The sequence below is a fragment of the Variovorax sp. YR266 genome (assembly GCF_900107295.1).
GTDB lineage: Bacteria > Pseudomonadota > Gammaproteobacteria > Burkholderiales > Burkholderiaceae_C > Variovorax.
This window is the reverse complement of sequence record NZ_FNPM01000030.1, coordinates 1-23,304: the sequence shown is the minus strand read 5'-3', so window position 1 is coordinate 23,304 and position 23,304 is coordinate 1. Positions and strand designations below refer to the sequence as shown.

Annotated in this window: 21 protein-coding genes; 15 read left to right on the top strand and 6 right to left on the bottom strand. The window is 62.6% G+C overall.

Annotation, left to right across the window (positions count from 1 at the left end):
- Positions 1-242: 242 nt before the first annotated feature.
- The 5 genes from BLW48_RS34565 to BLW48_RS34545 all read right to left on the bottom strand — a co-directional run bounded on the left by BLW48_RS34565 (position 243) and on the right by BLW48_RS34545 (position 10,745).
- Positions 243-2,135: a hypothetical protein gene (locus BLW48_RS34565; protein WP_093180195.1), complete on the bottom strand. Its 1,893-nt coding sequence runs from the start codon at positions 2,133-2,135 to the stop codon at positions 243-245.
- Positions 2,136-2,138: 3 nt separating this feature from the next.
- The gene (locus tag BLW48_RS34560; RefSeq protein WP_093180194.1) at positions 2,139-5,687 is read right to left on the bottom strand and encodes a helicase-related protein; all 3,549 of its coding nucleotides are present in this window, start codon (positions 5,685-5,687) and stop codon (positions 2,139-2,141) included.
- Positions 5,680-7,869 carry a hypothetical protein gene (locus BLW48_RS34555; RefSeq protein ID WP_143047872.1) on the bottom strand — a complete coding sequence of 730 codons (2,190 nt, stop codon included), beginning with the start codon at positions 7,867-7,869 and terminating at the stop codon, positions 5,680-5,682. Before BLW48_RS34555 ends, BLW48_RS34560 begins: the two co-directional genes overlap by 8 nt.
- Positions 7,870-8,022: 153 nt before the next feature.
- A complete protein-coding gene (locus BLW48_RS34550; RefSeq protein WP_143047871.1) occupies positions 8,023-9,876 on the bottom strand; it encodes a hypothetical protein in 1,854 nt (617 codons plus the stop codon).
- 536 nt (positions 9,877-10,412) lie between these two features.
- On the bottom strand, positions 10,413-10,745 hold the full coding sequence (locus tag BLW48_RS34545; protein ID WP_371127588.1) for a helix-turn-helix domain-containing protein: 333 nt from the start codon (positions 10,743-10,745) through the stop codon (positions 10,413-10,415).
- A 189-nt stretch (positions 10,746-10,934) separates the two neighbouring features.
- Between BLW48_RS34545 and BLW48_RS34540 the strand changes: the two genes are divergently transcribed.
- From BLW48_RS34540 to BLW48_RS34485, 12 genes are all read left to right on the top strand, one after another.
- A complete protein-coding gene (locus BLW48_RS34540) occupies positions 10,935-11,507 on the top strand; it encodes a helix-turn-helix domain-containing protein (RefSeq protein ID WP_093180189.1) in 573 nt (190 codons plus the stop codon).
- Between the two features lie 508 nt (positions 11,508-12,015).
- A complete protein-coding gene (locus BLW48_RS34535) occupies positions 12,016-12,966 on the top strand; it encodes an ArdC family protein (RefSeq protein WP_256331074.1) in 951 nt (316 codons plus the stop codon).
- A 398-nt stretch (positions 12,967-13,364) separates the two neighbouring features.
- Positions 13,365-13,847: an Hcp family type VI secretion system effector gene (locus tag BLW48_RS34530; protein ID WP_093180188.1), complete on the top strand. Its 483-nt coding sequence runs from the start codon at positions 13,365-13,367 to the stop codon at positions 13,845-13,847.
- 110 nt (positions 13,848-13,957) lie between these two features.
- Entirely contained in the window at positions 13,958-16,081 is a 2,124-nt protein-coding gene (locus tag BLW48_RS34525) for a type VI secretion system Vgr family protein (protein WP_093180186.1), read from the top strand.
- Entirely contained in the window at positions 16,078-16,584 is a 507-nt protein-coding gene (locus BLW48_RS34520) for a DUF4123 domain-containing protein (RefSeq protein ID WP_093180185.1), read from the top strand. Before BLW48_RS34525 ends, BLW48_RS34520 begins: the two co-directional genes overlap by 4 nt.
- Positions 16,585-16,590: 6 nt before the next feature.
- Positions 16,591-17,112 (top strand): hypothetical protein, encoded by a 522-nt coding sequence (locus BLW48_RS34515; protein ID WP_093180183.1) that lies wholly within the window; start codon positions 16,591-16,593, stop codon positions 17,110-17,112.
- Positions 17,109-17,819 carry a hypothetical protein gene (locus tag BLW48_RS34510; RefSeq protein ID WP_143047870.1) on the top strand — a complete coding sequence of 237 codons (711 nt, stop codon included), beginning with the start codon at positions 17,109-17,111 and terminating at the stop codon, positions 17,817-17,819. Before BLW48_RS34515 ends, BLW48_RS34510 begins: the two co-directional genes overlap by 4 nt.
- 1 nt (position 17,820) lies before the next feature.
- Entirely contained in the window at positions 17,821-18,537 is a 717-nt protein-coding gene (locus BLW48_RS34505; RefSeq protein WP_093180180.1) for a hypothetical protein, read from the top strand.
- Complete coding sequence (locus BLW48_RS34500) at positions 18,537-18,899, top strand: hypothetical protein (protein ID WP_093180179.1); 363 nt, start codon at positions 18,537-18,539, stop codon at positions 18,897-18,899. The genes BLW48_RS34505 and BLW48_RS34500 overlap by 1 nt, the downstream gene beginning before the upstream one ends.
- A complete protein-coding gene (locus BLW48_RS34495) occupies positions 18,896-19,159 on the top strand; it encodes a PAAR domain-containing protein (protein WP_093180177.1) in 264 nt (87 codons plus the stop codon). Before BLW48_RS34500 ends, BLW48_RS34495 begins: the two co-directional genes overlap by 4 nt.
- Positions 19,111-19,881, top strand: coding sequence for a DDE-type integrase/transposase/recombinase (locus tag BLW48_RS36130; RefSeq protein ID WP_093180175.1), 771 nt, complete (start codon positions 19,111-19,113; stop codon positions 19,879-19,881). The genes BLW48_RS34495 and BLW48_RS36130 overlap by 49 nt, the downstream gene beginning before the upstream one ends.
- A gap of 107 nt (positions 19,882-19,988) precedes the next feature.
- Positions 19,989-20,831 (top strand): dienelactone hydrolase family protein, encoded by an 843-nt coding sequence (locus BLW48_RS34485; RefSeq protein ID WP_093180174.1) that lies wholly within the window; start codon positions 19,989-19,991, stop codon positions 20,829-20,831.
- Positions 20,832-20,854: 23 nt separating this feature from the next.
- Here the strand turns inward: BLW48_RS34485 and BLW48_RS34480 are convergent, their stop codons facing one another.
- On the bottom strand, positions 20,855-21,352 hold the full coding sequence (locus BLW48_RS34480; protein ID WP_256331073.1) for a MarR family winged helix-turn-helix transcriptional regulator: 498 nt from the start codon (positions 21,350-21,352) through the stop codon (positions 20,855-20,857).
- Between the two features lie 442 nt (positions 21,353-21,794).
- Here BLW48_RS34480 and BLW48_RS34470 point away from each other — a divergent pair, with 442 nt between their 5' ends.
- The 3 genes from BLW48_RS34470 (at position 21,795) to BLW48_RS34460 (ending at position 23,004) form a co-directional block, all read left to right on the top strand.
- Positions 21,795-22,154, top strand: coding sequence for a DUF2958 domain-containing protein (locus BLW48_RS34470; protein ID WP_093180172.1), 360 nt, complete (start codon positions 21,795-21,797; stop codon positions 22,152-22,154).
- A 251-nt stretch (positions 22,155-22,405) separates the two neighbouring features.
- The gene (locus BLW48_RS34465) at positions 22,406-22,684 is read left to right on the top strand and encodes a type II toxin-antitoxin system Phd/YefM family antitoxin (RefSeq protein ID WP_093180171.1); all 279 of its coding nucleotides are present in this window, start codon (positions 22,406-22,408) and stop codon (positions 22,682-22,684) included.
- Entirely contained in the window at positions 22,684-23,004 is a 321-nt protein-coding gene (locus tag BLW48_RS34460) for a type II toxin-antitoxin system RelE/ParE family toxin (protein WP_093180169.1), read from the top strand. Before BLW48_RS34465 ends, BLW48_RS34460 begins: the two co-directional genes overlap by 1 nt.
- Positions 23,005-23,304 lie beyond the last annotated feature (300 nt).

Genomic DNA, 23,304 nt, shown 5'->3' with positions numbered 1-23,304 from the left:
ACCGTCTCGATAGTGTTCACGTGTCCGCCAAGAAATAAGTGGAGTAGTGAACACGATGCTCCTAGGCCCGCTGGCGGGAATCAAGATGAGTTGGCCGGGCACTTACACCAAGGGGGTCCCAGGGGCCCACAAGAGTCTCGTTGGCTGCATCGGCTCGCCAACCATCATCCAGAGTGTCTGGCCAATGCGGCGGACACTGTCCGGCCGAACCAACTGCTGACGAAGGGTGGCGAGGGTAGTCATCACTCGGTAGGCGTTGCCTGCCAGGCGTCCTTCCAGAAGCCGTGCTCGATTCGCAGGCCCTCGAAGGCGCTCGCCTGCGGAGTAGCTCCTCCGTAGACCGCCGCCCGAGACAGCTCTCGATTGAAGGCGACGCAGTTGTGCTCACGGTGTGTGCAACCTGCGCAGCTGCCCCCGTCATCGGCGCAGATGGGGTCGTAGACGCATTCGCGCCCTGACTGTGCTGCGTCCCAGAGCCACGTGTTCAAGCGTTGCTCGAACAACGTGGTCAGGCCGCCAATCTTGGTCTCGGCGTGCCGGTTCGCATACAGCATGAAGGAGAGCGATCCCGGAATAAGGTATTCGCCGACGCTCGAAGGCGCGAACCCGCTCCACTCGATACGACTCAGGAAGAGATGACTCATCGTGTGGAGCAGAGTCCTGACTGCGCCGGCCTCACGTTGGTTGTAGAACGGCTCATGTGGTGCTTCGCGCAGACCCGGAATTTCCGCGTACAGGCGGGCCCAAGCCTCTTCACGCGACGTCGGCATTAGACCCGCGACCAAACCGTTCTCCAGCAACCATCCGTAGACGCGCAGCGGGTCGAGCTGGAACCACAATGCCTCGGTCTCAGACGCGATGGCATACACCGGAATGCGGCCGCGGTCGTCGACGGGGAAAGGCGTGATGACCGTTCTCGACGGGTCCCGTGCGGTGCGGGTGTAGCCGTAGGCGCAGAGCGCGAGGGGGAAGTCGTTGACGACGCGGATGTGCTTGATGCCCAGCAGGTCAGAAGCCTTGCGCTTGCCATCTTCGATGTCTTGGGCCCCTGCCTCGTCGCCAGCCCGGCGCAGCATGCCGGCGACATCGGCAATCGTGCTGATGTCGGTTTGGTCGAGCAGCGTCGTGTGCTCGACAAGCCATCGACGGGGCGCGCCTCCTGCGGTCGCGCCCTGGTCTGCGAGGAGCTTCGTCACGGCGTCGATGGCGTCCTGGCCCTTAGGCTTGCGCTTGCGTGCGTCGTACTGCAAAACCATCGCGTTGGAGGGGTCGCGCTTGCGCAGTTCCTCCACCATTGCGGCCAGCATTTGGTTGTCTTCTTGGCTGCCCGCGTTCGACCGGTCTTGGATGGTTCCGCCGACGGTTTCGGCGAGCAGGCCCCATGTGCGTGCGAGCATCAGCGCCAGGGAGTCTGGAGAGCCGCGTAGACGCCCCTGAACGTCCTCAGGGAAATTGATGAACGCGACGGTGTGCGGGATGTACAGCGACGGGTCACCTGTGGGCACGACTCTCAGGTATTTCTCGGCTCGCGGGCCCTTGGGCAAAGAGTCGTTGTAGGCGCACTTGCACGGCGTCATGCGCAGAGCCTGGACGTCCGCCTTGCATTGTGCGCAGTACCATCGAGCTTGCTTGACGCGTCCCGGATCATAGAAGGCGAGGTCCGCGGGCCCGTGGCCATTGGGACAGCGCATCTGTGGAACGAAGAGTTCCTCCAGTCGTCCGCAGTTGTGCGCTTGGACGTAGCGCATCTGGTTGAGATAGCCCCCGCAAGAGCAACGGCCGTTCGACGTTGCGCCTCGCTTGAGCAGGTCAGTGAACTTGCCGGTACGCGAGCACGTCCGGCACTTGAAGACCTGCGGATATGGCGTGAAGCGAACTTCGCGAGGCGAGCCCACAGCATAAACGGAGCGCTTGCTGGTATCCCGTGGGTCAGGGTACTTCTTCACGAAGTCGGCAGGCCACATGGCCAGAGCGTCCGCGATGGCATCAAACAGTGCTTCGCGATTCACTTCGGCATCGCTAAGTGCAACTTGGGTGACCTTGCACAGGCCGTAGTCATCGTGCTCGAAGACGGCCTCGGGCAGATGCCGGAAGAGCACCTGAGTCTGCCCGCGAGAGAATCCCTTGTTTGCCATTTCTCAGTCCTTGCTGCGCTGCACGAAAGTCAGCAGTCGAGAGTCACACTGGTCAGGCCAGAATGGCACCCCGACCTCTACATCGCGTAGGCTAGTCATGGGAGCTGGTCGCACAGCATCCTTGACCTTCTTCTCATTGCTGTTGCGAATGGACATCTGAACTACGTCGAGCTGGGCCTCCAGGACACTGCCGAGAGCCTGTTCAAGCCGCGAGTCGTACACGTTGTCGCCTAACGAATAGGCCGCCTTGAGTTCGTCCATAAAGTCAGAACCCATGGAACTCATAAGCTGACTCGCGTTGCTGCGCATGTTCAGTCCGGAGTTCCCTGTCTGCGCGACATGCTTGCCGTAGACCAGGCCGAGGACGATGCCCGGCAGGGTGCGCTGCGCGGCGTACTTGGCGAAGCGGTTGACGGGGACGGGCGAAACCATGCGGTCGAGGTGCTGGTGGTACTCGAGGAATCGGTGGTAAATGCTCGATGCGCGAAGCGAGAAGCTGGCCAAGACGACGACCACGATGCCCACGTGGCGGCGGCCGCTCCGGCTGGAGGCTTGGATGTATTCCGCGGTCTCCTCGGGCACGCCGTCCATCGTCATGAGGTTCACACGCTCCAAGTCGACGCCGTGACTAATCATGCTGGTTGCGACGAGCGCATCCAGGAAGCTTTCGTCATTCCACTGTGGCGGAGCTTCGACGCGGTGAACGACGCCTGCCACTTCCGCACTGCTCGAGCGACTCGAATGGAACTCGACGTTCAGCTCGCGAGCGCCTGGTCGAACCTTCGCCGCCACATCTTCGAGCGCTTGACGGACACGAGACCCTTTGGGCAGGCTCCCGACGTAGTTCAGCGTCGTCGTGTAGTGACATAGCAGCGCGGCGACATCCGCGTCGGTTCGAGCGTCTTGCAGGAACCCGAGGGCGATGGATGGGTTGCCGAACAGGTTCCCAATCTCCGTATGGAGAATCTCGGTGCAGTACGCCGAAGCGTCCGCCGGCGATAGCGAGGGGCTCTTGAAGGCGACGAAGATGCGCGCCGTCTTTAGGGTCTGATGTTCATCCTTGTCGGGCTCCGCGTAGAAACTCTTCATACGGTCGTAGCCGCGCCCGGGGAAACGTCGCGCGTCCTTGACACCGTAGAGGTGCCGAACCTGGTTCTCGAAGCCTTCAATAGTTGCAGTCGCAGCAATCACCTTGGAGGGCTTGCCTCCGACTTCTGCCTCGCAGTGCCGAATCAGCGTTTCGTAGTGACCAGCGAATGCACCAAGCTCTTCTTGCAATAGGTGCAGTTCGTCTTGGATATGCAGTGCCGGCGCTGCGTCACGCGGCTTGACCGTCCGCCGGAGCTTCTTGTCGACCTTACAACCCCAGGCGGAGCAATGTTCCCCGAATGCGTAGCCGTGCTCGGGGCATTTCCACTTCGCACCGCCCCATAGCAGGCCGAACTTCGATTGCTGGCCTACTGTCGCCATCTTGTCGATGGTTCCAACCACCAAGGCAGGCAAGTGCCGATAAACCTCGTCATCGGAGACGTCAAGCGGAAGCTCCACGTTGCATGCCGAACAGATGTGCCTGAAGCGAATGCCCTGAATATCGGCCTTGACCTTGACGGTGCCGCGCTCCAGACATGCCGGACAATCAGGGACGGCGCGAACCCATTCGAGCTTGTCGTCCGTGGTCAGGTTGCTCAGGTACTCTGGCGACAAGCTGTTGGGCGTGGTCGTACTGCCGACGAAGTAGCCTAGGCGGATAGGCGCGGATTGATTAGCTGCTTCGCCGAGAACTTGCAAGCGCTCCTGCTCGGTTTCCCAGATGACACGCATTGCCCGCTGCAGCTGTTGGATGCTCAGCATGCGCAGCGGGAACCGCAGCCACGCTGTCATGCCGAAGGCCTTCCCTCGAAGCCGGTCGTAGAGCATTGCGCAGCAGGCGAGGCCCAGGTACGCCTCCGTCTTACCGCCCCCCGTGCGGAACCAGAGGACATCGCCCCAATCGAGCACGTCTTTCCAGCTACGCTGCTCGCCCTCGGGGTAGTGGCCTTCGACGAAGTTCTCGCGGACGGCCAGCGCCGGCAGCTGCGTGACGATGTAGACCAGCTGGAACAACCGCCAGGAGTCGTACCCGTTAGCCAGCCGGCCGAACACTCGGTTGGCGGCTTGAAACGCACGCAAGAGCCGCTCGTCGGCCTTGAGTGCAGCGACGCCGCACGCAAACCTACGGATTTCGTCGACGAACCCGGTGTAGTCGTGAGTGCACTCGGCGAGAGCCGAAGCATCCAGCCCCAAGTCGTTTCCATCCAACACGCGTTCTTTCCAATCGCGCTGGTACTCGACCATCGCTTCATAGATGGCGTTGAGCGTCTGGAACGGTTCGGTGGACAAGGCTGAGAACCGCGCTTTCACGGCGTCGCGCGTCATGATGCGTGGCTGCTCATAAACGGCCAGCGCCGCCGTCTGCACAGTTCCGGCATCGCGGTCGGCGCGGACACTCGTGTTGTGCCCCACCGCCCAAACCCGTCGGTCGTACTGGTAATCCTGCGGAACGGGGAGAATTTCGATGGGCACGAGCTCGCCAGCTTCGAAGGAGGCTTCGATTCGAACGTCGCTGATGACCTTGAAGGCATCCTTGAGGCCTTTGCCCTTGGTCAGCGGCGGTGTCTCAGGTGTGTCGTTCTTGAAGTAGCACCCGATTCGAACCCGTCCGTCCGGGCGGACGGTTGCCCGTACTTCCAACGAGGCATGCATTTGCCACTCGTCAGACGCAAGCCCGTTGACGCGACTGGCCAGGAATGCGTCGAAGGCTTCCCTGCTCTTGAGGTCCGTCTCACTGACTTTCGGACGGGTGCCCGGCCACAGACGCTCAACGTCGACGCTGTCGAAGGCATCACGTAGCGTCTTCTCAAGCACAGCTTGGATGACCCCCTTGTCTTGGAATACACCGCCCGATTTCGGTACCCTGATGCGAATGGTCTTGACGGAAAGCGGCCAGCGCTGAACGACATCAGCGAGTGGGGCGCCTGCGGATGCAGACTCGAGCACCCCTGTTTGCTCGCTCCAAGTAGGAAGATGCTTGGTGAAGACGCAAAAGCTGGCGTTCAAGGTCAGGCTGATTTCGCCCTGTTCATCCGGTTGGACAAGAACCTCGAATCCGATTGCAGAGGGAGGTCGGCGCGTGCTCTCCTTGTCATCGCGCTTCTCGACGGAAATCGGAGGGTCGTCTGCGTCGTCACCTTCAGCCTTGACGGCTGCTCCCTTGCCGGTGGTCGCGTTCGAAGGCGCTAGTGGCGCTTTGGCTTGAACGGCGGAGGGTGCGGGCACTGCCGCCTCTGCGACTTCGGATGTGGGCTCAGCCTCAAGCGCCGCAGCATCGAGGTCAACCGGCGCGTGCAACTGCTTCGTGGGCCCGATGACGCCGAGGTGGCACCAGTCGAGTGGGTGCACGTTGATTCGGCGTGCGCTGTCGCGTCCTGCGAGGCGTTGCTCTAGCACCCGGATGAAGTGGTGAGAGAGAGCCAACTCGTCTCGGTAAGTCGGTGAGTAGATGGAGTTAGACATCGGAGCTCCTCAGAATCTGATGGATAGAGGCCACTTCAAGCACCTCCGCGGCCGCGAGCACGTCATGCAACGCTGCGTCTAGTTTTCGTGCGCTCGCAAGCGCCTCCTCATACCCGTGGCCGGAAATCACCGCTCGCAGAAAGTTCTTGAGTTTTCGGCCTGCAGCACGGTTGCGACCACGCTCGTGCTGCACTGCCTTGAACGTGGCGTCGAGGAATATCTTTGAGTCGTAGACGCTCGCCTGCCTCGCCAGCACTGTGAATTCGTCGTACTGTTGGGGAGCCATCGTTCCTTCGTCGCCCTCGCGGAACCAGCTGATGAAGGTTCCATAGCTGGACGTCAGGCCCTTCGTGGCCAGGTGGTCGAATAAAGCCTTCTTGCTCTCGAAACGCTCAGCAATGCTTTCCTTGGTCTTGCGCCAGAGCTCTAAGGCGACGCGCTCGTCCGGCTTCATCCGGGCGGTGACCACTTCCGCGAGTCGCTGGAAGAGTCCGTCGTAGCGTCCGTCGACAAACGAGACCACCTGCCAGCCGGGCCGAAGCTCGGTCGGTGGAAACCGCTGAATGGATTCCGACTCGGAGAAGTAGACGTCGACTCGCTGGCCAGCGTAGTAGACGTGTGGGCTGCCGCGCACGAACCGAACTTCAGTGGCAGCACCAGCGACTCCGCCTACTCCGTAGACCTGGGGCGTTTGGTCATCAAACAAGCTACCGCCGTGGACGCTCGTGAGGCTCTCGATGTCAAGCTCGGCGTCCACCGGGGCATCGGTGACGAGCTGGATGGTGTGGCCGCTGGTGCCTAGGACAGTAACGGTCGGTCTTGCCGGGGTGGGCCGGGTGACAATCGACGACGGTGCACAGAATCCCAAGGGTTCAAGCAGCTGAATTCGCTGCTTGTCGTCGAGGGCCCGGGTCCAAGCTCCATATAGCCGATTTTGCGAAGCGCGCTCGGCCTCCACCTCGTGTGGATAGAGAAACTCATCGACTCGCTGCGACGAGAAGACGTCGAGGTATTTGTGGCCGTTAGTACGCGGGCTGAGGAGGATGGTCGGCGCCAAGTGACCCTCCGCCACCAATCGAGCCTCACGGCCAGCTGTAACGAATTCGATGCGACCGTTCGCGAGCGCCTGCGCGAACCCGTCAACCAGCGTCTCAAATTCAGAAATCAGCAACTGCAGCTCCGCTTCGGACCCAACGACGATGCGTTGTCGGGCTGTCGGAGATGCCAAGCAGGCTTCGATGTTCGATGCCACCGCCCAGAACTTCGCGGTCTCCCTGCGCTTGAGTAGCGTCTCATAGGCCGCCTTCGTTGCCTCAACCAGGCCTGGCCACGTGGTATCCCAGGCGACGTTGCCGTGGCCCTGAACGGAGCCAAGCTCGTCGATTCGAATCCGCAAATTCCCGGCCCAAGAGGTTGCCGCGGCCTGTTCGAGCTGTGACAACGGCACCATCACCTGCCGAAGGCGGTTGTAGATGGACCAGCATTGCTTGAGACCTGGATAGCTGTGACCAGCGGCAGCCTTGGCGGCACCAATAAGGCGGCGATGAAGCTCTGCAAGAACGCTGCCTGTTTCGGCGTCTGAGTCGCAGACCCAAAGGAAGCGGTCGGCCGCTTTGTGTTGCACCGGGTCGTTGGCTTCCACTGCAACCTGAGCGTCGACCTGGGCTTGAGGGTCCCACGCCCAAACGCAAGCTTTTCCTGGATAGCCGCAAGCGGCGAGGACCGCATCGCCCGGAGGAGGGCAGACCACAAGCCGCAGCTTGGTGCAGCCAGTCGCAGCCTTCACAAGCTCCGAAAGCTGCTCAAGCGTGCGTGGGTGGGACGCGTCGATGATGACTGCACCGAACGAGCGGCCTGCGGCGCTCTTCGCCAACCAGCCCGGGTTGGCGACAAACACCCGCGGCTTGTCGGATTTGGTGGCCGTGTACTTCGAGAAAGGAGTGACCTCCCACATGTCAGAGAGACGCTGGCTGCGTCCAATCGGCAAGTCGTCGAGCGTTGCTTTGGAGTCAGAGACGGCTTGCGTGACCAGCAGAATGTCGCCCTTCAGTAGAGGGCGTGACTCCGCTGCAGGCAGCCGACCATCGGCCTGTGCATGCGTATGCGCATGGTCGCCGATGAGGAGCGCCGCCGTGATGTGCCTTGCCGTCCCCGCCGTGGCTTCAGGGACGACAAACAACAACGTCTGTTCCTCCACGCGTGTGCGCAGGGCAGTGCGAACTGCGAGGACTCCGCTGACCTTCTCAAATGCAAGCGCGCTGCTTGGAAGGACCTGCCGATGGAGCAGCGCGTCAGTGACAGGCTGCGTGGACACCTGGAGCGCGCTGTCCCACATTCACGTCCCGATGAGGCGGGTTTTGGTGCCGAAGTCCTCGAGACGTTTGAGGTACGCTTTCGGGAGTTCGTCGGGGCACTGATTGGCCACACAGTCGGCGAGCGCGAGCCCGATGGCCGCCAAGTTCTTCTCGGCGACGGAAGTGGGCCGAAAAACAAGCTGAGGCGCCGCAGGTGCGTCCTCGCCCGCCGCCACGCACTCGATGACCAGGTCGTGAAGCATCGCGTTCACGTTTCGCTTGCAATGGTCTGCGTGGTTCTCGGCCAGCACGGCAGCCAGCGAGTGGACGGCGAAGCCCGCCTTTCGGACTGCTCCCGCAAGAGCCCGCCAAGCGGCCAGCTTCTTGTTGTGGAACGTGAGGACAAGGCGGCCATCGGCCTTGAGCGTTCTCCGGCTCTCGGCAAGGCAGGCAGCAATCGTCTGCTCATAGTCAGCGGCCGTGATGCCACGGCTTGAGTTCGGCACCGCTTCCTTAGATTCGTCGACGATGACGCCCGGGTCGTAGATCCGGAGCCAGGTGTGGAACAACCGGGCCAGCTCGCCGTACTGCACATCGTCAAAGTAGGGTGGGTCGGTGATGACGACGCTGACCGACTGGGTACGCAGCTCCTGGCGGACGCTGCTGCCCGTCGTCACCATAACATCCCATTCGGTGCGCTTCCGGCCTTTTCGACCACTCTGGGCCGTCACCACACGAGGAAGCGTGCTCTGGGCCTCGATGAGCCAGTGAAGCGCCTGTGCCGCGGCCTCCAGCCGACGGGGGAGAGTCCCTCGGCCGACGGGCGAAAGCAGGTTGCATTCGACGGTGAGGGGCGACTGGGCATAGCGGTGGTTCGCCATGCCCTCGAAGGGCTTGAGATTGAAGCGGTCCCAGCGGCTGAGGAAGGCTGGCATCTCAGCCGCCCCGAGAATGCAGAACGCGAGACGGTCGCGTGTGGCGGAGTCCGCGCTCAGGGCACGAACAGCTGAGAGGGCCTGAGCCAGAGCATCCGCTTGGCGCCGCGTGTATAGATCGGCCCAACAAGCAAAGCCGTTGTCCAGCAGACGCTTCGTTTCCTTGCCTTGCGGAATCGGCAGGGCCAGTTCGGGGGAAACGGCGCCCGCGGCCTCAAAGTCCACGGGGTCGCCATCCTTTACCTTCCTCAGTACCGCCCTGAGCTGCCGCCCTTTTTGCATCAGTTCTTGGACAAGAACGGCGTGCCAGCCACGCGGGCTGAGCTGCTCATGCGCGCAGTATGGGCAGTCGGAGGCATCCTTAACCGTCCATCGGACCTTGCATCCATCACAAGTGAACGTGGAGACGCTTCGGTCACGGAGGGTGACCTCACCACATTGCCGACAGCCGAAGTACGCGTGTCGGTCGGTGAGGCCCCGGCTGGTCACCGACACGAGGGCGTGCGGAAACTCATAAACATGCTTTCCGCAGCCGGCGCAGTCCGCGGTGCGAACTCGCAAGATGTGACTAAGCTCGGCTCCAGAGGCGGTGCGGTACTGTCTACGAAGTGGCTCCAGCGCCTCGAGCACCGACCGCGAGCCGTGAGCCAAGATCTCTGGGTTGCACGATGACAAAGCGGAAGCCAAGCCGCGAGCGGGCCAGGGATAGAGGTCTTGCGCATAGGCCTTTAACCCGCGCCGCGCCGCCTCGAACGTCACGGTACCGCCGCCGCTGAAGGGGTCGGCAATGGTAAGGGTTTTCCCATACTCCGCAACGGCTGCATCGAGAAGAGCACCCATCACACTGTGCGGACGGCGCGCCCACCAGCGATAGGACGACACCACTGGCGCATGCAACTCGCGATTGCTCAACTCCTTTGCGGCACGACGTCCGAGCCCTCGCCAGTTGACACGGGACAAGAGTGACTGCGCTGGTTGATTGGCAGCAGCCGGCATGCGACTCATAGGTGGCCCAACCGGTCGTCAGCCTGACGTCTCTTCGACATACCCTTCTGCATCTGCGGCCCTTCCCCTGCCACGTTTATCGTGCCGCCTCATTCGAGGACATCTGTAACTATTTTGCGCGAGGATTTCAGGAACGACAACCGATGCAACCAGCTGCAATTTCCGGACCGTGGGCGCGACTAGGGGCTTGTTCGCGCAAAAGGGACCACAGTTGCAGTCATTCGCATCCCTCGGACCGGAAGACCGCATTAGCTGCATAGTGGTCGAGGGTGATTTGGGCGCAGGCAGTAGCGCCTTCAAGACGAAATACGTCAGGCCATTGATGCCTGGTCACGGACCGCGAGACTGGCTGCTGCTGGACTGAGCGAGCGAACGCGATGCGAGGATCCTTCGCGATCTCGTGCCATTCCTTTGGCAGTAGCGCGGCTCCAGTGTTCGGATCGCATCGTTGTAGTTGCATTCGATAGGAGTCCGGCAATGGACGCCAGAATCTAAGAAGGCGGTTTGAGCTGACTGGCGAAATCAAGGAGCAACTTTCGCTGCTTCATATTCAGTTGGCCAAACCAAAGGATGAGTTTGGCCAGCTCATCGTCTGCCGCGTAGAAATAGGCAACTGGCACGCCAAGTTCGTCCGCAAGTCGATTTGCAAATGAAACGTTCGGCTCGTGGATACCACTCTCGTAGCGAGATATGCGCGCGCTCGCTGTACCTTCGTCCAATCCCGCCTTTACGCCCAGCTTGTCTTGAGGAAGCCCGGTAGCCAATCTCGCAAGTCGCAGGCGAGCGCCAAAGACGGAGCGAGGAGTCGTGGGGCTGGATGACACTCTACGATACTCGTAATATCTGCTTTGCCCGTCTCTACGTTTAACGTAGAATTGAATGAGGCAACTTCGCCTCGCGACAGGTTGTTCAGCGTGCCCACTCGAGCGATTGCGTCTCCTCTGCCCAGTGCCCGGCCTTTGCGGCTGCCGGTCTCGGTGACGCGCGCCCGATCGCGGCAAGCAGCGCCTGTCGTGCGAAGCCTGTCCTCGGCGCGCGTCGGCGCGCAGGTGAGGGCGCTTCGCATGGCGGCGGGGGCGTCTGCAGGCCAGTTGGCCTTGGCCTCGGGGATCTCCGCCTCGATGCTCTCGCGCATCGAGCGCGGGCTGGTCTCGCCTTCGGTGGAGACCCTGGAGCGTCTCGCGCAGGGCCTGCACGTACCGACGTCGCGCTTCTTCAGCGACCAGGCGCGGCGCACGGACTTCTGCCACGTGCGGGCCGGACGTGGCGTTCTTGTCGACCGCATCGGCGCGGCGGCGGACTACCGCTACGAGCTGCTGGGCCACCTGCTGTCGGGCAACCTGTTCGTCGAGCCCTATCTGGTCACGCTGCTGCCCGGTGCCGATCCCTACGTGACCTTCCAGCACCCGGGCCTGAAGTTCCTGTACTTCCTGTCCGGGGAGGTCCGCTACCGCTACGGCGGCAAGGTGGTCGAGGTGAGGGCAGGGGACTCGCTGCTGTTCGATGCGACCGCGCTGCACGGGATCGAGGCGATCGAGGTGCAGCCGGTGTCTTACCTCTCGGTGGTGTTCACGCTGCGCGAGTAGGCGGGCGCTGGCTGTCCTCGTTACCCGTGGGGCGCCGGATGGGCGGAAGGTGGTGGCATGCGTTGCGCTGTTCTGCGTTGTGCAGGCCGTGCGCGACATCTGCTGTCGGGGCCGCCTTCTTTCCGACCGACGCATCGCGCGTTCAGGGCCGGTGTCCAGGGCCAGGGCGTCGCCACCGTTCTCACCCGGTCCTCGCGCTGCTCGGCTGCGGCTTCCGGGCGGTCCCTGGACATCGGTCCGTTCGCGCGCGGACCCTGCGTCGAGGCGGCTCCGAAAGCAGACGAGATGTTCACGCGCCGCGGCACCGCCGCAGAAAGGACCCGCCATGCATGCCACGCCTTCATCGCCATCGTCATTTTCCTCATCGATTCCGTTGCCATGCCAGACGGGCAACCGGACGGCCGCGGGCGTTCCCCCCGTGCCCCCCGAGGACTCACCACCAGCAGGCAGGCGTGAAGGCGAAGGCCAATCTACCGGGGGCCTGCGCCGCGGGGGCGGGCGCATCGACGTGCGGAGGGCCGTCACCGACCGGATCGCTGCGATGCTCGCGCAGGGCGAGTCCGTGTTCCGCGACCGGTGGACGCGCGCGGCGGCGTGCGGGATGCCGCGCAACGGGCGGACCGGCGCGCCGTACCGCGGGGTCAACGTGTTGTTGCTGCTGGACGCTCTGGCTGCGCAGGGCTATGCCTCCAACGTGTGGCTGACCTACCGGCAGGCCGCAGGCCTTGGCGCCCAGGTGCGCCGGGGCGAGCGGGCGGTACTGTGCGCGCAGTTCGAGCGTGGCGCGCGCGGTGGTGGCGTCGAAGCCAGCGATCGCGCCGGACATGCCGAAGGTCCGCAGGCGGGGAGGGCGGGGGACGCATCGCGGTCGCGCGGCGTGCTGCGGTGCGAGCCGTTCTGGCTTTTCAACGTCGCGCAGATCGACGGGCTGCCGCCCGAGGTCCTTGCGCGCTGCACCGCGCAGGCGTTGCCGCTGTCGTCTTTGTCGCCCGTCGAGCGCACGCTGCGCCTGCTGTGCGGTTGCGATGCGGTCATCCGCTACGGCTGCGAACGCGCCGTGTACCTGCCGGCGCCCGACGAGATCCGGCTGCCGTGGCCGGAGAGCTTCGCAAACGCGGAAGCCCACTGCGCGGCCGTGCTGCGCGCGCTGGTGCACTGGAGCGGCCATGCGGGCCGGCTGGGCCGCGCCTTCGGCCGCCGCGTGGGCGGTGCGGCCTGGGCGTTCGAGGAACTGGTGGCCGAGTTCGGCAGCATCTTCCTCATGGGCCATTGCGGCCTGATCGGCGCGGCGGTGGAGGGCCATGCGGCTTCCTCCTGCCTCGATGCGTGGCTTCGGATGCTGCGCAACGACCCGAGCGCCATCTTCGCGGCCGCGCGCCATGCGAGCACGGCCTTCGCGTTCATCGTGGCGAAGGAGATGCCGCGACTCGAGCCACTGGACATACCGGGGCGTCGTTGAGTGGCGGCCAGGATCGGCATCGTCAGGCAGCTCGATGCCGTGGGCCCGCGGCGTCAACGCGCGGATGATCTGCATCGCGCACCTGCGTCATCAGGCAGAAGCGGCGAAAGGAAGGGGCAGCCAAAGGAATTCGGAAGCGGCAATTCCGCCGGATTCCCTCTCATTTCTAAAACAAGAGGGTTATTGAGAGAAAAAGCTGAACGATGGTTAGTAAGTTTGCTCGCTTTCTGATTTTCTTCTCACCCCTTAGAGTCCCTCAAACTACAAGAAAGTAAGAGGAAGAAACGGCGACGCACTCGATTCCATAGTCGAGGCTGTCGGTCAAACCTACTCACTTCGATCTCGCGGTCATCACCGCACTTTTTCTTTTCTTCGGGAAGCAAAGTGAGTCAATCATCATGGCAGTAGACATGTTCATGCGCGTTGAAGGCGCAAACGGCGAATCGAAGGACTCGAACCACAAGGAGTGGACCGACATCAAGTCGTTCGCATGGGGCGCAACGCAGCCCGGCAACATGGTCAGCGGCGGTGGCGGCGGTGTGGGCAAGGCGAGCTTCAATGACCTGCAGGTGGTGGCGCGCATCGACAAAGCGGCACCGTCCGTCCTGAAGAACTGCGCCAGCGGCAAGCACCTGGCGAAGATCGAAGTGTCCGTCTGCAAGGCCGGCGGCGCGCAGATCGAATACACGCGCGTCACGCTCGAAGAAGTGCTGGTCACCTCGGTGCAGTACACGGCCGAGCAGGGCTCGGACGCCGTGTTCGTGCAGTACGCCTTCCAGGCCGCGAAGGTGAAGCAGCAGTACTGGGAACAGACCGACAAGGGCGGCAAGGGCGCCGAGACGGTGCTGGGCTGGAACATCAAGGAAAACAAAGAGGCTTGATGCCTCTTTGTGTGTGAAGCGGAAGCGGAGCGCTTCCGTTTCATCGAGCCGCAAGAGCCGGCTTGCTGTCTTGCTTTTCGTGCGTTGATCCGATTTCCAGGGAGAGTGTCATGCCAACAGGCGCAGCGCGGGCAATCCGCGTCCTGACCGCTTCTTGTGCCGCCATGCCCACGCTGGGCGGGCAACCCGCACTGGAGCCAGTGGCCATCGAAGGCGACGAAGGCCTGAGCAGCCTGTTCCGCTACACCGTCACGTTCAGCACGCCCGAGCAGGCGGGCTACAACGAGCGGCAGGCCGCCAACGTGGACATCAAGAAGCTGGTGGGCGAGACGCTCACGGTGCACGTCGTGCTCGACGGGCGCCCCGGCGCGGACGGGGGCAAGCGCCACATCTCGGGCCTGGTCACACGCGTGCGCTTCCTGCGCCTGGAGAATCGTCGCGCGCTGTATGAAGGTGTCATCGAGCCCTGGCTCACCCTGGCCACGCGAACGAGCGACTACCGCATCTTCCAGAACAAGACCGTGCTCGACATCCTCGGCGAGGTGCTGTCCGACTACGACTTCGCCCATGAAGTAAAGGCCACCCGCAGCTACCCGGCGCGCGAGTTCCAGGTGCAGTACGGCGAGAGCGACTTCGACTTTGTCGCACGCCTGATGCACGAGTGGGGGCTGTACTACTACTTCGAGCACGCCGAGGACAGCCACAAGCTCGTGATCGTGGACGACATGTCCGCGCACCAGCCCTACGCCAATGCGGGCTACCAGAAGATTCCCTTCTACGGCGCCGACGATACCGTGCGCGAAGAACACTGCGACCGGTTCAACGCCTGCGAGACGCTGCAAAGCGGCCGCTGGGTCACGGACGATTTCGACTTCAAGCGGCCGAAGGCGCGCCTGCAGCAGGTGAGCGCCATGCCGCGCAAGACCGCGCAAAGTAGCCAGGAGCGCTACGGCTGGCCCGGCGACTACGTGGTCGAGTCCGAGGGCGAGCAACTGGTGCGCACCCGCATGGAGGAAACCGGCAGCCAGGGCGAGCTCGCCAGCGGCTCGGGCAACCTGCGCGCCGTGGTGCCGGGCTGCCTGATGTCGCTGGAGCGGCATCCGCAGAACGATTCCAACCGCGAGTACCTTGTGACCAATGCGCACCTGCGGCTGCAGGATATAGGCGACGCCAGTACGCAGCAGGAGTTCGAAAGCCGCGTCGACTTCGAGGTGATTCCAACGAGCAAGGTCTTTCGCGCACCTGTGCCGCCATCGCCCAGGCCGCGCACCACAGGGCCGCAGACCGCCATCGTCACCGGCCCGGCTGGGCGCGAGATCTGGACCGACGAGTACGGCCGCGTGAAGCTCAGCTTTCACTGGAACCGCTACTGCACCAAGGACGAGAACAGCTCGTGCTGGGTGCGTGTGTCGTCGCCCTGGGCCGGCACCAACTTCGGCGGCATCCAGATCCCGCGCATCGGGCAGGAGGTGATCGTCGATTTCGAGAACGGCGACCCCGACCGGCCCATCGTGACCGGCCGCGTCTACAACGCCGACAACATGCCGCCGTGGGAGCTGCCCGCCAACGCAACGCAGAGCGGCCTGCTCACACGCAGTTCGGAAGGTGGCAACGACAGCAACGCCAACGCCCTGCGCTTCGAGGACAAGAAGGGCCAGGAGCAGGTATGGCTGCACGCCGAGCGCAACCAGGACATCGAGGTCGAGCACGACGAAACCCATTGGGTGGGCCACGACCGCAGCAAGACCGTCGACCATGACCAGTCCGAGCGCATCGGAAACAACAAGTCCATCGTGGTCGGTGCCAACCACGACGAAGAGATCGGCGAGAACAAGACGCTCACGGTCAAGCAAAACATGAGCCGCAACGTCCTGCTGAGCTCCAGTGAGAAAGTCGGCCTGATCAAGAACACCGTGGTCGGCGTTGCCCAGAACTCCCTGGTCGGCGTCGAACGGATCGACGTCGTTGGAAAGCAGTACGACCTCAAGGTCGGAGACGAATACAACATCAGCGCGGGCTCCGACATCCTGCACTACTCGAAGAGCAACAGCACCTATGGAACCGAGAAGATCTTGCTGAGTGGTCCCGGCGGGTTCATCCAGATCGACGACAAGGGCATCGTCATCAATGCCAAGCACATCTGGCTGAAATCGGACCAGATCGATTTCACCGGCAGACAGTCGAACAAGGAGTGCCTGTCGAGCAAGAAGCCGAAGATCAAGGGCGCGAAATGACTCGCCTGAAGACCAGCCTGATCCATATCGAGGACCACGAGCAATTCGCCGCGATCATCGGCGCGCACCGGGAAGGCAGATACATCCTCCTGGATCCGTCGGACGCGACCCGCTACGAAGTCATCAAGGAGGTTGGAAGCTCCCACAGCCGCTGTCTCTTCGACGGCGACGAAAAGGAAGCCGCGGGCCTCTCTGCGCCCTACCTGCTGGATTGGGACGCGATCAGGCCGTCCAACCGAAAGGAAATCGTCGCCTACCTGTCCGCCGGACATGGCGTGGTCCTCATTTCCGGCATGCCGCCCGATCATCTCAAGCGTCGGCTGAAGGTGTTGCTGCATCCCAAGGGAAACTACGCCCAGTTCAACAAGTACTACACGGCGATCAGCCTCAGCTTCTTTCTCGAATCCGAGGAGCGCTTTTCCGAACTGCTCGATCACGCATCGAAGATCTACTGCCGAAACTTTCGGGAACGGCATGATTTCATTGTCTATGAGGCGGAGTAACGAATCATGGCCAGCGGCACCTTCACCAATGCCATTCCCAAGACGCACCCGGACAGCACCTCCCTTCGCAAGACCCTGAGGGAATGCGACGGCGACGTCTGTACCTGCCTGAAGGAAAAGATCGACGAGATAGCCAATTCCGCCAAGGGACCGGGCAGCCCCAAGGGATTGGCGACCAGATTTGCGGAACAGGTTCAGAAGGGCGCGCAGGGTCCGGGCACGAGCGCCTGGGCCACGCACCAGGACGAGATCGCGCGCCAGCAGAAGAACCTGCAGGACCACATCGACGAGTACGATCAATCGGGCTGCCCGAATGGCCAGTTGCCGGCCGGCGTTCGGCAGCTGGCATCCCGCCCCTTGCCAACCCAGGCCGACTGGGACGCGAACAATGTTCCCATGCAAGGCATCGACCCGACACCCGCCTACTGGCTGGTGGGGGGGTACATTGCGTACAAGGTGATCCGCGCCATCGCCGTTTCGTTTGTCGCGACGCCGCTCGCAGGCGGCGCGAGTCTCGCGGTCCCATGAGTATGGCAACCCACTCCGACCTTCACGCAGACCGTGTCTGGGGCGAGGCGGCCGTCTTGCTCAGCCTCGATCTGACTGCGGGACTTTGGGAATTCCTGGACACCGGCCTGGACTACCAAGACGTCCTGCGCGCCAACAGGCAGGCCATTCTCGAGAGCCGCAAAGGACTCGAAAAGCCACGCTCGACGGCCCGGATGCCAAGGTCACGGATATCGGAGATTGCCCAAAAGCACGCGGCCCCGATCCAGCGCGGCGTGCTTTCCTATGCGGGATTCGTCGAGGAGACGTTCTCGGGTTTTCGAGGCTATGTACGCAACGAATGCTTTTTCAATCCGCTGCTCTTCGACTGCCTGAATTTCAAGCAATCGCTGAGGGATCGCTTGGAATCGGAGCTTGGCGAAGACTTCGATGCGAACGCGGCCAACAAGTCATTCGACGAGCGCCGGGCCATGATGCTGGGCCGGCAGGCCATGCAGGCCATGCAGGTCGATCGGGCCATCGAATCGGGACGCCTGTCGACCTGGGACCGCGAATTGCTGGAGAAGCATCGAGGCACACTGGGGGCGGTCGATCCGTTGGGAACGGTCATTCACCTCGGGGTCTGCCAACTGAAAAACGAGGCTGTGAAGAAGTTCGTCGCCAAGCTGAAGCCGGACGCGCGCAGCAAACTCCGGTCCATCTTCAATCAAATCATCGAAACGCACTGACATGAGCAGACAAGCACGCCTGGGCGAATTGATCGCCATTCTGTCCATCGAGGACATGAAGGAGGTCTACAAGTACGTGGACCTGAACGGCGACGTCGATTCGATCAACCGGGTCTTCAGAGAGGCGCTGCTCGATGCAGGGTATTCGCGGGACTACGAAAAAATCGGCGCATCGTTCGAACAGCTGCCTCTGCCGAAAGAAGACCGGGAGACGCTTGACGCTTGGGGTCGGAGGCTCTACTTCGGCATTCACGCCGAGGACATCGACATCTCCTGCTGGCTGAAGATACTCCACGCCCTGCTGTTCCGAGGGATTGAAGTCGAAGGTGCGGATCCGGCGGGGAAAGCCCTGATCGCGGACATGCTCGGGGCATACAAGCGGATCCAGGACGACGGATACGCAAGAGATGTCTCCCGCATCAAGGAGTCGCCGATCATGTCCTCCTTGGACAAGAAGATTCTCGAGACCTACAACTTCAACTATTTCGACGACTTTGCCGGCAACGACCCCTTTCTGACGATCAAGGCGGTTCGAGCGGGCATGCACCTCATCCGGCTCGTCGGTACGGCAGGCGTTTTCTCGACGGCCGACTTCCCGTTCGATGCTTTGCGTGCGGCGGGACAGAAGCTGATCACGGAGGACGGGATATGGATGCCGCCCGGTGCCGAGGTGTGCGACATCCGGGCCGTCGTCGATCGCAGCCATATCCGCCTCTGATGTCCTTCGTGGCCCCAGCGTCCGAACCAAGCGCCATGAGTCCCGAGGACATTGCAGCCCGCAATTTCTTCGAGCGGCATATTTTTCGCCTGGCCGAGCTTGTCTATGGCGAGTATTTTTCGAACCGCGAGTATCCGTTCCACCTGCTCCTCTCGGAGGTCCGCACGCTCGTCAAGGCCTGCGAGGAATTCGGGCTCGACGATATCGACTGGCTCGAAAAGGTCGTGCAGGCTCTCTATTCGCCTCACCCCTCGCGATTCGCCCCCGAGGACATGTCCTACCTGATGTCGATCATCGCGAGCAATTCATCTCCCGAGGGGAAGAGCACCGCCATCCTCTCCTTCATTCAGAGCTTGAAATGAACGATCGCATCGTCTGCGTGGGTGACAGGACAACGCACGGGGGCACTGTGCTGGAGGGGTTTTCCGCGTTCTCGATCAATGGAAGAATTCCCTCCGGTGTGGGCCATATGGTTGCCTGCCCCAAATGCAAAGGCGTGTTCCCGATTTCCAACCGAGGCGTGCGGGCCAAGGTCAACGGGATTGAAGTCGCGGTAGACGGCATGGTGACCAGTTGCGGTGCAGCGTTGATCGCATCCCAGAAGCTGGCGGGGGTGGCCTAGAAAGTTGGGCGCGATCTCGGCTGCCGCGGCTGGTCCCCCACGCGACTTCTGCTGACACAACTCGCCCGCTCACCTGGCCGGGCCGCGCGAATGCAGCATCGATCTCGACCCGCCCCCCAGAGAGCAGCCGACCCGCATCGCCCAGTCGCCCGGATCTCGTGTGGGTGGCGGACTTCACGTACATCCGCATCGAGACCGGGTTCTGCTATCTGGCAGCGATCCTTGATGCCTGCAGCCGTAAGGTCGTGGGCTATGCGATCTCGCGGCGCATCGACACACCGCTTGCGTTGGCTGCGCTGTATTCAGCCGGCCGAAGTCGACAGCCGCAGTCAGGTTGCATCCATCACACGGATTGCGGTTGTCAGTACGCAAGCGAGACGTACCGACGCGCACTGCAAGAGGCTGGGCTCCTAGGATCGATGAGTTCGCCAGGCAATCCGTATCACAATGCCCAAGCCGAGAGTTTCATGAAGACGCTCAAGGTCGAGGAGGTGTACTTGGCTGGCTACGAGACGTTCGCTGACGTGGCAACACGACTTCCGCAGTTCACGAAGAGATCTACAACGCCAAACGGCTGCATTCGGCGCTCGGCTACCGTCCGCCCAACGAATTCGAATCCCAACTCGTTCAGCAGGCGGCTTAGTCCTGGCGACCCCAGTGGTCCAGTCGATGGGGTTCACTCCATGACGTACCAGTTTGGACCCGGCGGTTTGAGATCCTGAATGCCTTTGAGACGCCGGGCGCCAGCGGAAACACGTGCTGCTTGCTGGCCGTCCCGATTCGTGGCACAAGCTGATGTTTTGACGTGATCCTAATGAGGTAAACCACAGTGTGTGATCTGAACGACCAAGAAGAAATCAAGAAGTACACCCGCCGCGACTTCGGTGCATTGGCCGCATCCGCCGGACTGCTGACCGCGTTGCCGAGCGTGGCCAACGCCGTGGCCGTTGCCGAGCGCGAGGTGATCATCACGACGGCAGATGGCAGCTGCGACGCGTATTTTGTCGCACCCACAGCGGGCGCGGCACCCGGCGTGCTGGTGTGGCCCGACGTGTTTGGTCTTCGCCCAGCCTTCAGGCAAATGGGTCGGCGGCTGGCCGAATCGGGCTACAGCGTGCTGGTGGTGAACCCGTTCTACAGGCAGAAGAAAGCACCCACCGCAGCGCAGGGCGGTCAGACGCCAATCGCCGAAGTGATGCCGCTCATGCAGGCCCTGACGCCGGCCATGCATCTGAGCGACGGAAAAGCCTTCGTGGTTTGGCTCGATGCCCAACGCGAGGTGGACAAGGCGCGCAAGCTGGGTACCACCGGCTATTGCATGGGCGGCCCGATCGCGGTGCGCACTGCCACCGTGGCGCCCAGCCGGGTGGGCGCGGTCGGTACCTTCCACGGCGCTGCCATGGTGACCGCAGCGCCTGACAGCCCGCATCGCCTAGTCGCCCAGACGCAGGCGCGTTACCTGATCGCAGTGGCCGAAAACGACGACACCAAAGAGCCCGAAGCCAAAGTCACCTTGCGCACCGCTTTCGACAGCGCGAAGCTGTCGGCCGAGGTGGAGGTTTACCCGGCGGCCCACGGCTGGTGTCCGCCCGATACACAGGTCTACGATGCCGCCCAAGCCGAGCGCGCTTGGACGCGCCTGCTGGCGACATTCAGCAAGGCACTGGTCTGATCGCAGCAGCCGGCTAACGAGCCTCAGCGGGCGTGGTGCCCGGGATGTGGCGGGCCACGACCGGCCTTGGCCGCCGCGTCGGCGAGGTCCCTCATGGCCTGCCGCGTGGCCAGCAACGTAGCTTCGCTCAACCGATGCGACAGGCTCGCCTTGGCGCGCTCCCACACCGGCAAAGCGTCAGTCATCAGCGAAAGCCCCGATAGCGGCAGACTCAACCTTTTGCCTGCACGACCTCGGCCGCCCTCGCCCTGGACCAACCCTCGCCGCTGCAGGGCTTGCACACCGCGGCTCAGCGTCGCGGCATCAACACCAGCGCTCGTCGCCAGATCAACAACGCTCGCTCCATGCGCAGCGCCGATGCCGACCAGCAGACTGAATTGCTCAGCCGTCAGCCCGAGCGGCTTGAAACAACCGTTATAGAAACGCGTGAGCGCGCGCCGTGGCGCGGGCTTGAAAGCCCGGACGTTCCACCGCGACACGCTTTTGCTCCATATCAACCCGCGCGTCATCGATTCGGCCAAGCAAGCCGCACTCGCGCCTCGTTTCCAAGCCGCGCTGGAGGAAGCCGGCGGCCGTATCCTCCACTTCGGTCCCGTCGCTCGGGTGCTGGAAGGCGGCGACCCACCACCGCCTCTGGCGGGCTCTTCGAATTCCCCACCCTGGCGGCGGCGTTGGATTTCTACGCCTCGGAGCGCTACGCCCCGATCAAGGCCGAGCGCGGCCTCCTCTGAGGGCGGCCGCGGGGGCGCTTCGGCACCCCTTGGGGCGTCTGCCGATCCCGGCGACCCTGCGATGCGCATTGTGCGTGCAGGCCTGCTCGGGAGACAGTTTCCAGGACCTGGGGCAGGGCGGTCTTGCTGCTGCCTTCACCGTCGCACGGCGTTCTCGCCGTCAAGGGCTGCGCTGCGCCGTGCGGGCCACGGTGCCAGGCGATCCCGCCCGCAACCGTTCAAGGAGAACGCCATGGCTGCTTCCATCTTTACCTTCCTCAGCGACGCGCAGTCCGACCAGTTGCTGGCCAACGGCCTGTCTTCGCGGGCGCAGGCGGACTTCGATCCGTTGCCTGTGGTCAAGCTGTTCACGCCCGATGCGGGCGTCACCTGGCTGCTCAGCGAGATCGACCCCGAGGACCACGACACCGCCTTCGGCCTGTGCGATCTCGGGATGGGCTTTCCGGAGCTGGGCTGCGTGAGCCTCGCGGAGCCTGCCCGGTTGCGCGGGATGCTGAACCTGCCGATAGAGCGGGCTCCGCATTTCTGTGCCGACAAGCGCATGAGCACTTACGCGAAGGGGGCCCGCAGCGCGGGGCGCATCCAGGCCTGAGGTCCCGACCGGCGCACGCCAGGGTATGCACGCCTCGCATGGCTGGGCATGGGCGGTGCTTGCACATGCCCGGCTCTCGCGGCGGCTCTGTGTTGTGCAATGGCGGCACGGCGGCACGGCGGCACGTCGGCTCGTGGCCGGTGCAGGGCGCTGCCATCTTGCTGACAAGCCAGCCCGCCGTTCGGGCGGCGCGTCTTGACATCAACTAAATTCGGTACTAAATTCAGACCCAAAGGCACTCGAAGATCGTCATGCCATCCATCTCCAACATCAAGTCCATCTCCTACCTGAAAAGCCACGCCGCTCAAATATCCGAAGACCTGGAGATGAACGGCGCGCCCTTCTTCATCACCCAGAATGGCGAAGCCAGCATGGTGATTGAAAGCGCCAAGCAGTTTCAGGAAAAAGAATCGCTGATCGCCGTCTTGAAAATCATCGCCTTGGGTGAGAAAGAGCGCATGCAGGGCAAAGGTATTTCCGTTGCCGAGTCCCGTGCGCAACTGGCCGCAGCTCGCCAGCGCCGCAAGTAATGGCCATCTTCATTCTTCCTGATGCCCAGGAGGACTTGCTCTCGCTTCAGGAGTACATGCTCGACAAGTGGAGCGAAGCCGACTGGCTCAAGGCCGAAGATGAGATTTTCGCGAAACTGGCGCTGGTCGAGACAGGTTTCTTGACTGGGGCACCCGTCCAGGAACTTGCATCCGTTGGCATCCTTGAATATCGGAACGCCTTTACCTCGCACCACAAGCTGGTCTACCGGCGTATTGGCGATGACACATTCGTCTATGTCGTTGCGGGACATCGGCAAGACTACCCGACACTTTTGATGAAGCGCCTTCTGAGGATTTGATCGGGTCGGATTCGACCCAGCTCCCCAGCGACACTCTTCCCATCCATTTTTGATACCCGCTCAGCGCACTGCTGCCGCCGACCGGGAACCGACTGTCAAGATTCAATCGACACCCGCATTCCTGCCGTCACGAGATCCTTGCCAGAGTGGCCTTGATTGAAAAGCGCGCTGCAAAGGCTTGGCCATCGAGCGGGTGTAAGCGTCCGCCAACTCATCTTGATTCCCGCCAGCGGGCCTAGGAGCATCGTGTTCACTACTCCACTTATTTCTTGGCGGACACGTGAACACTATCGAGACGGT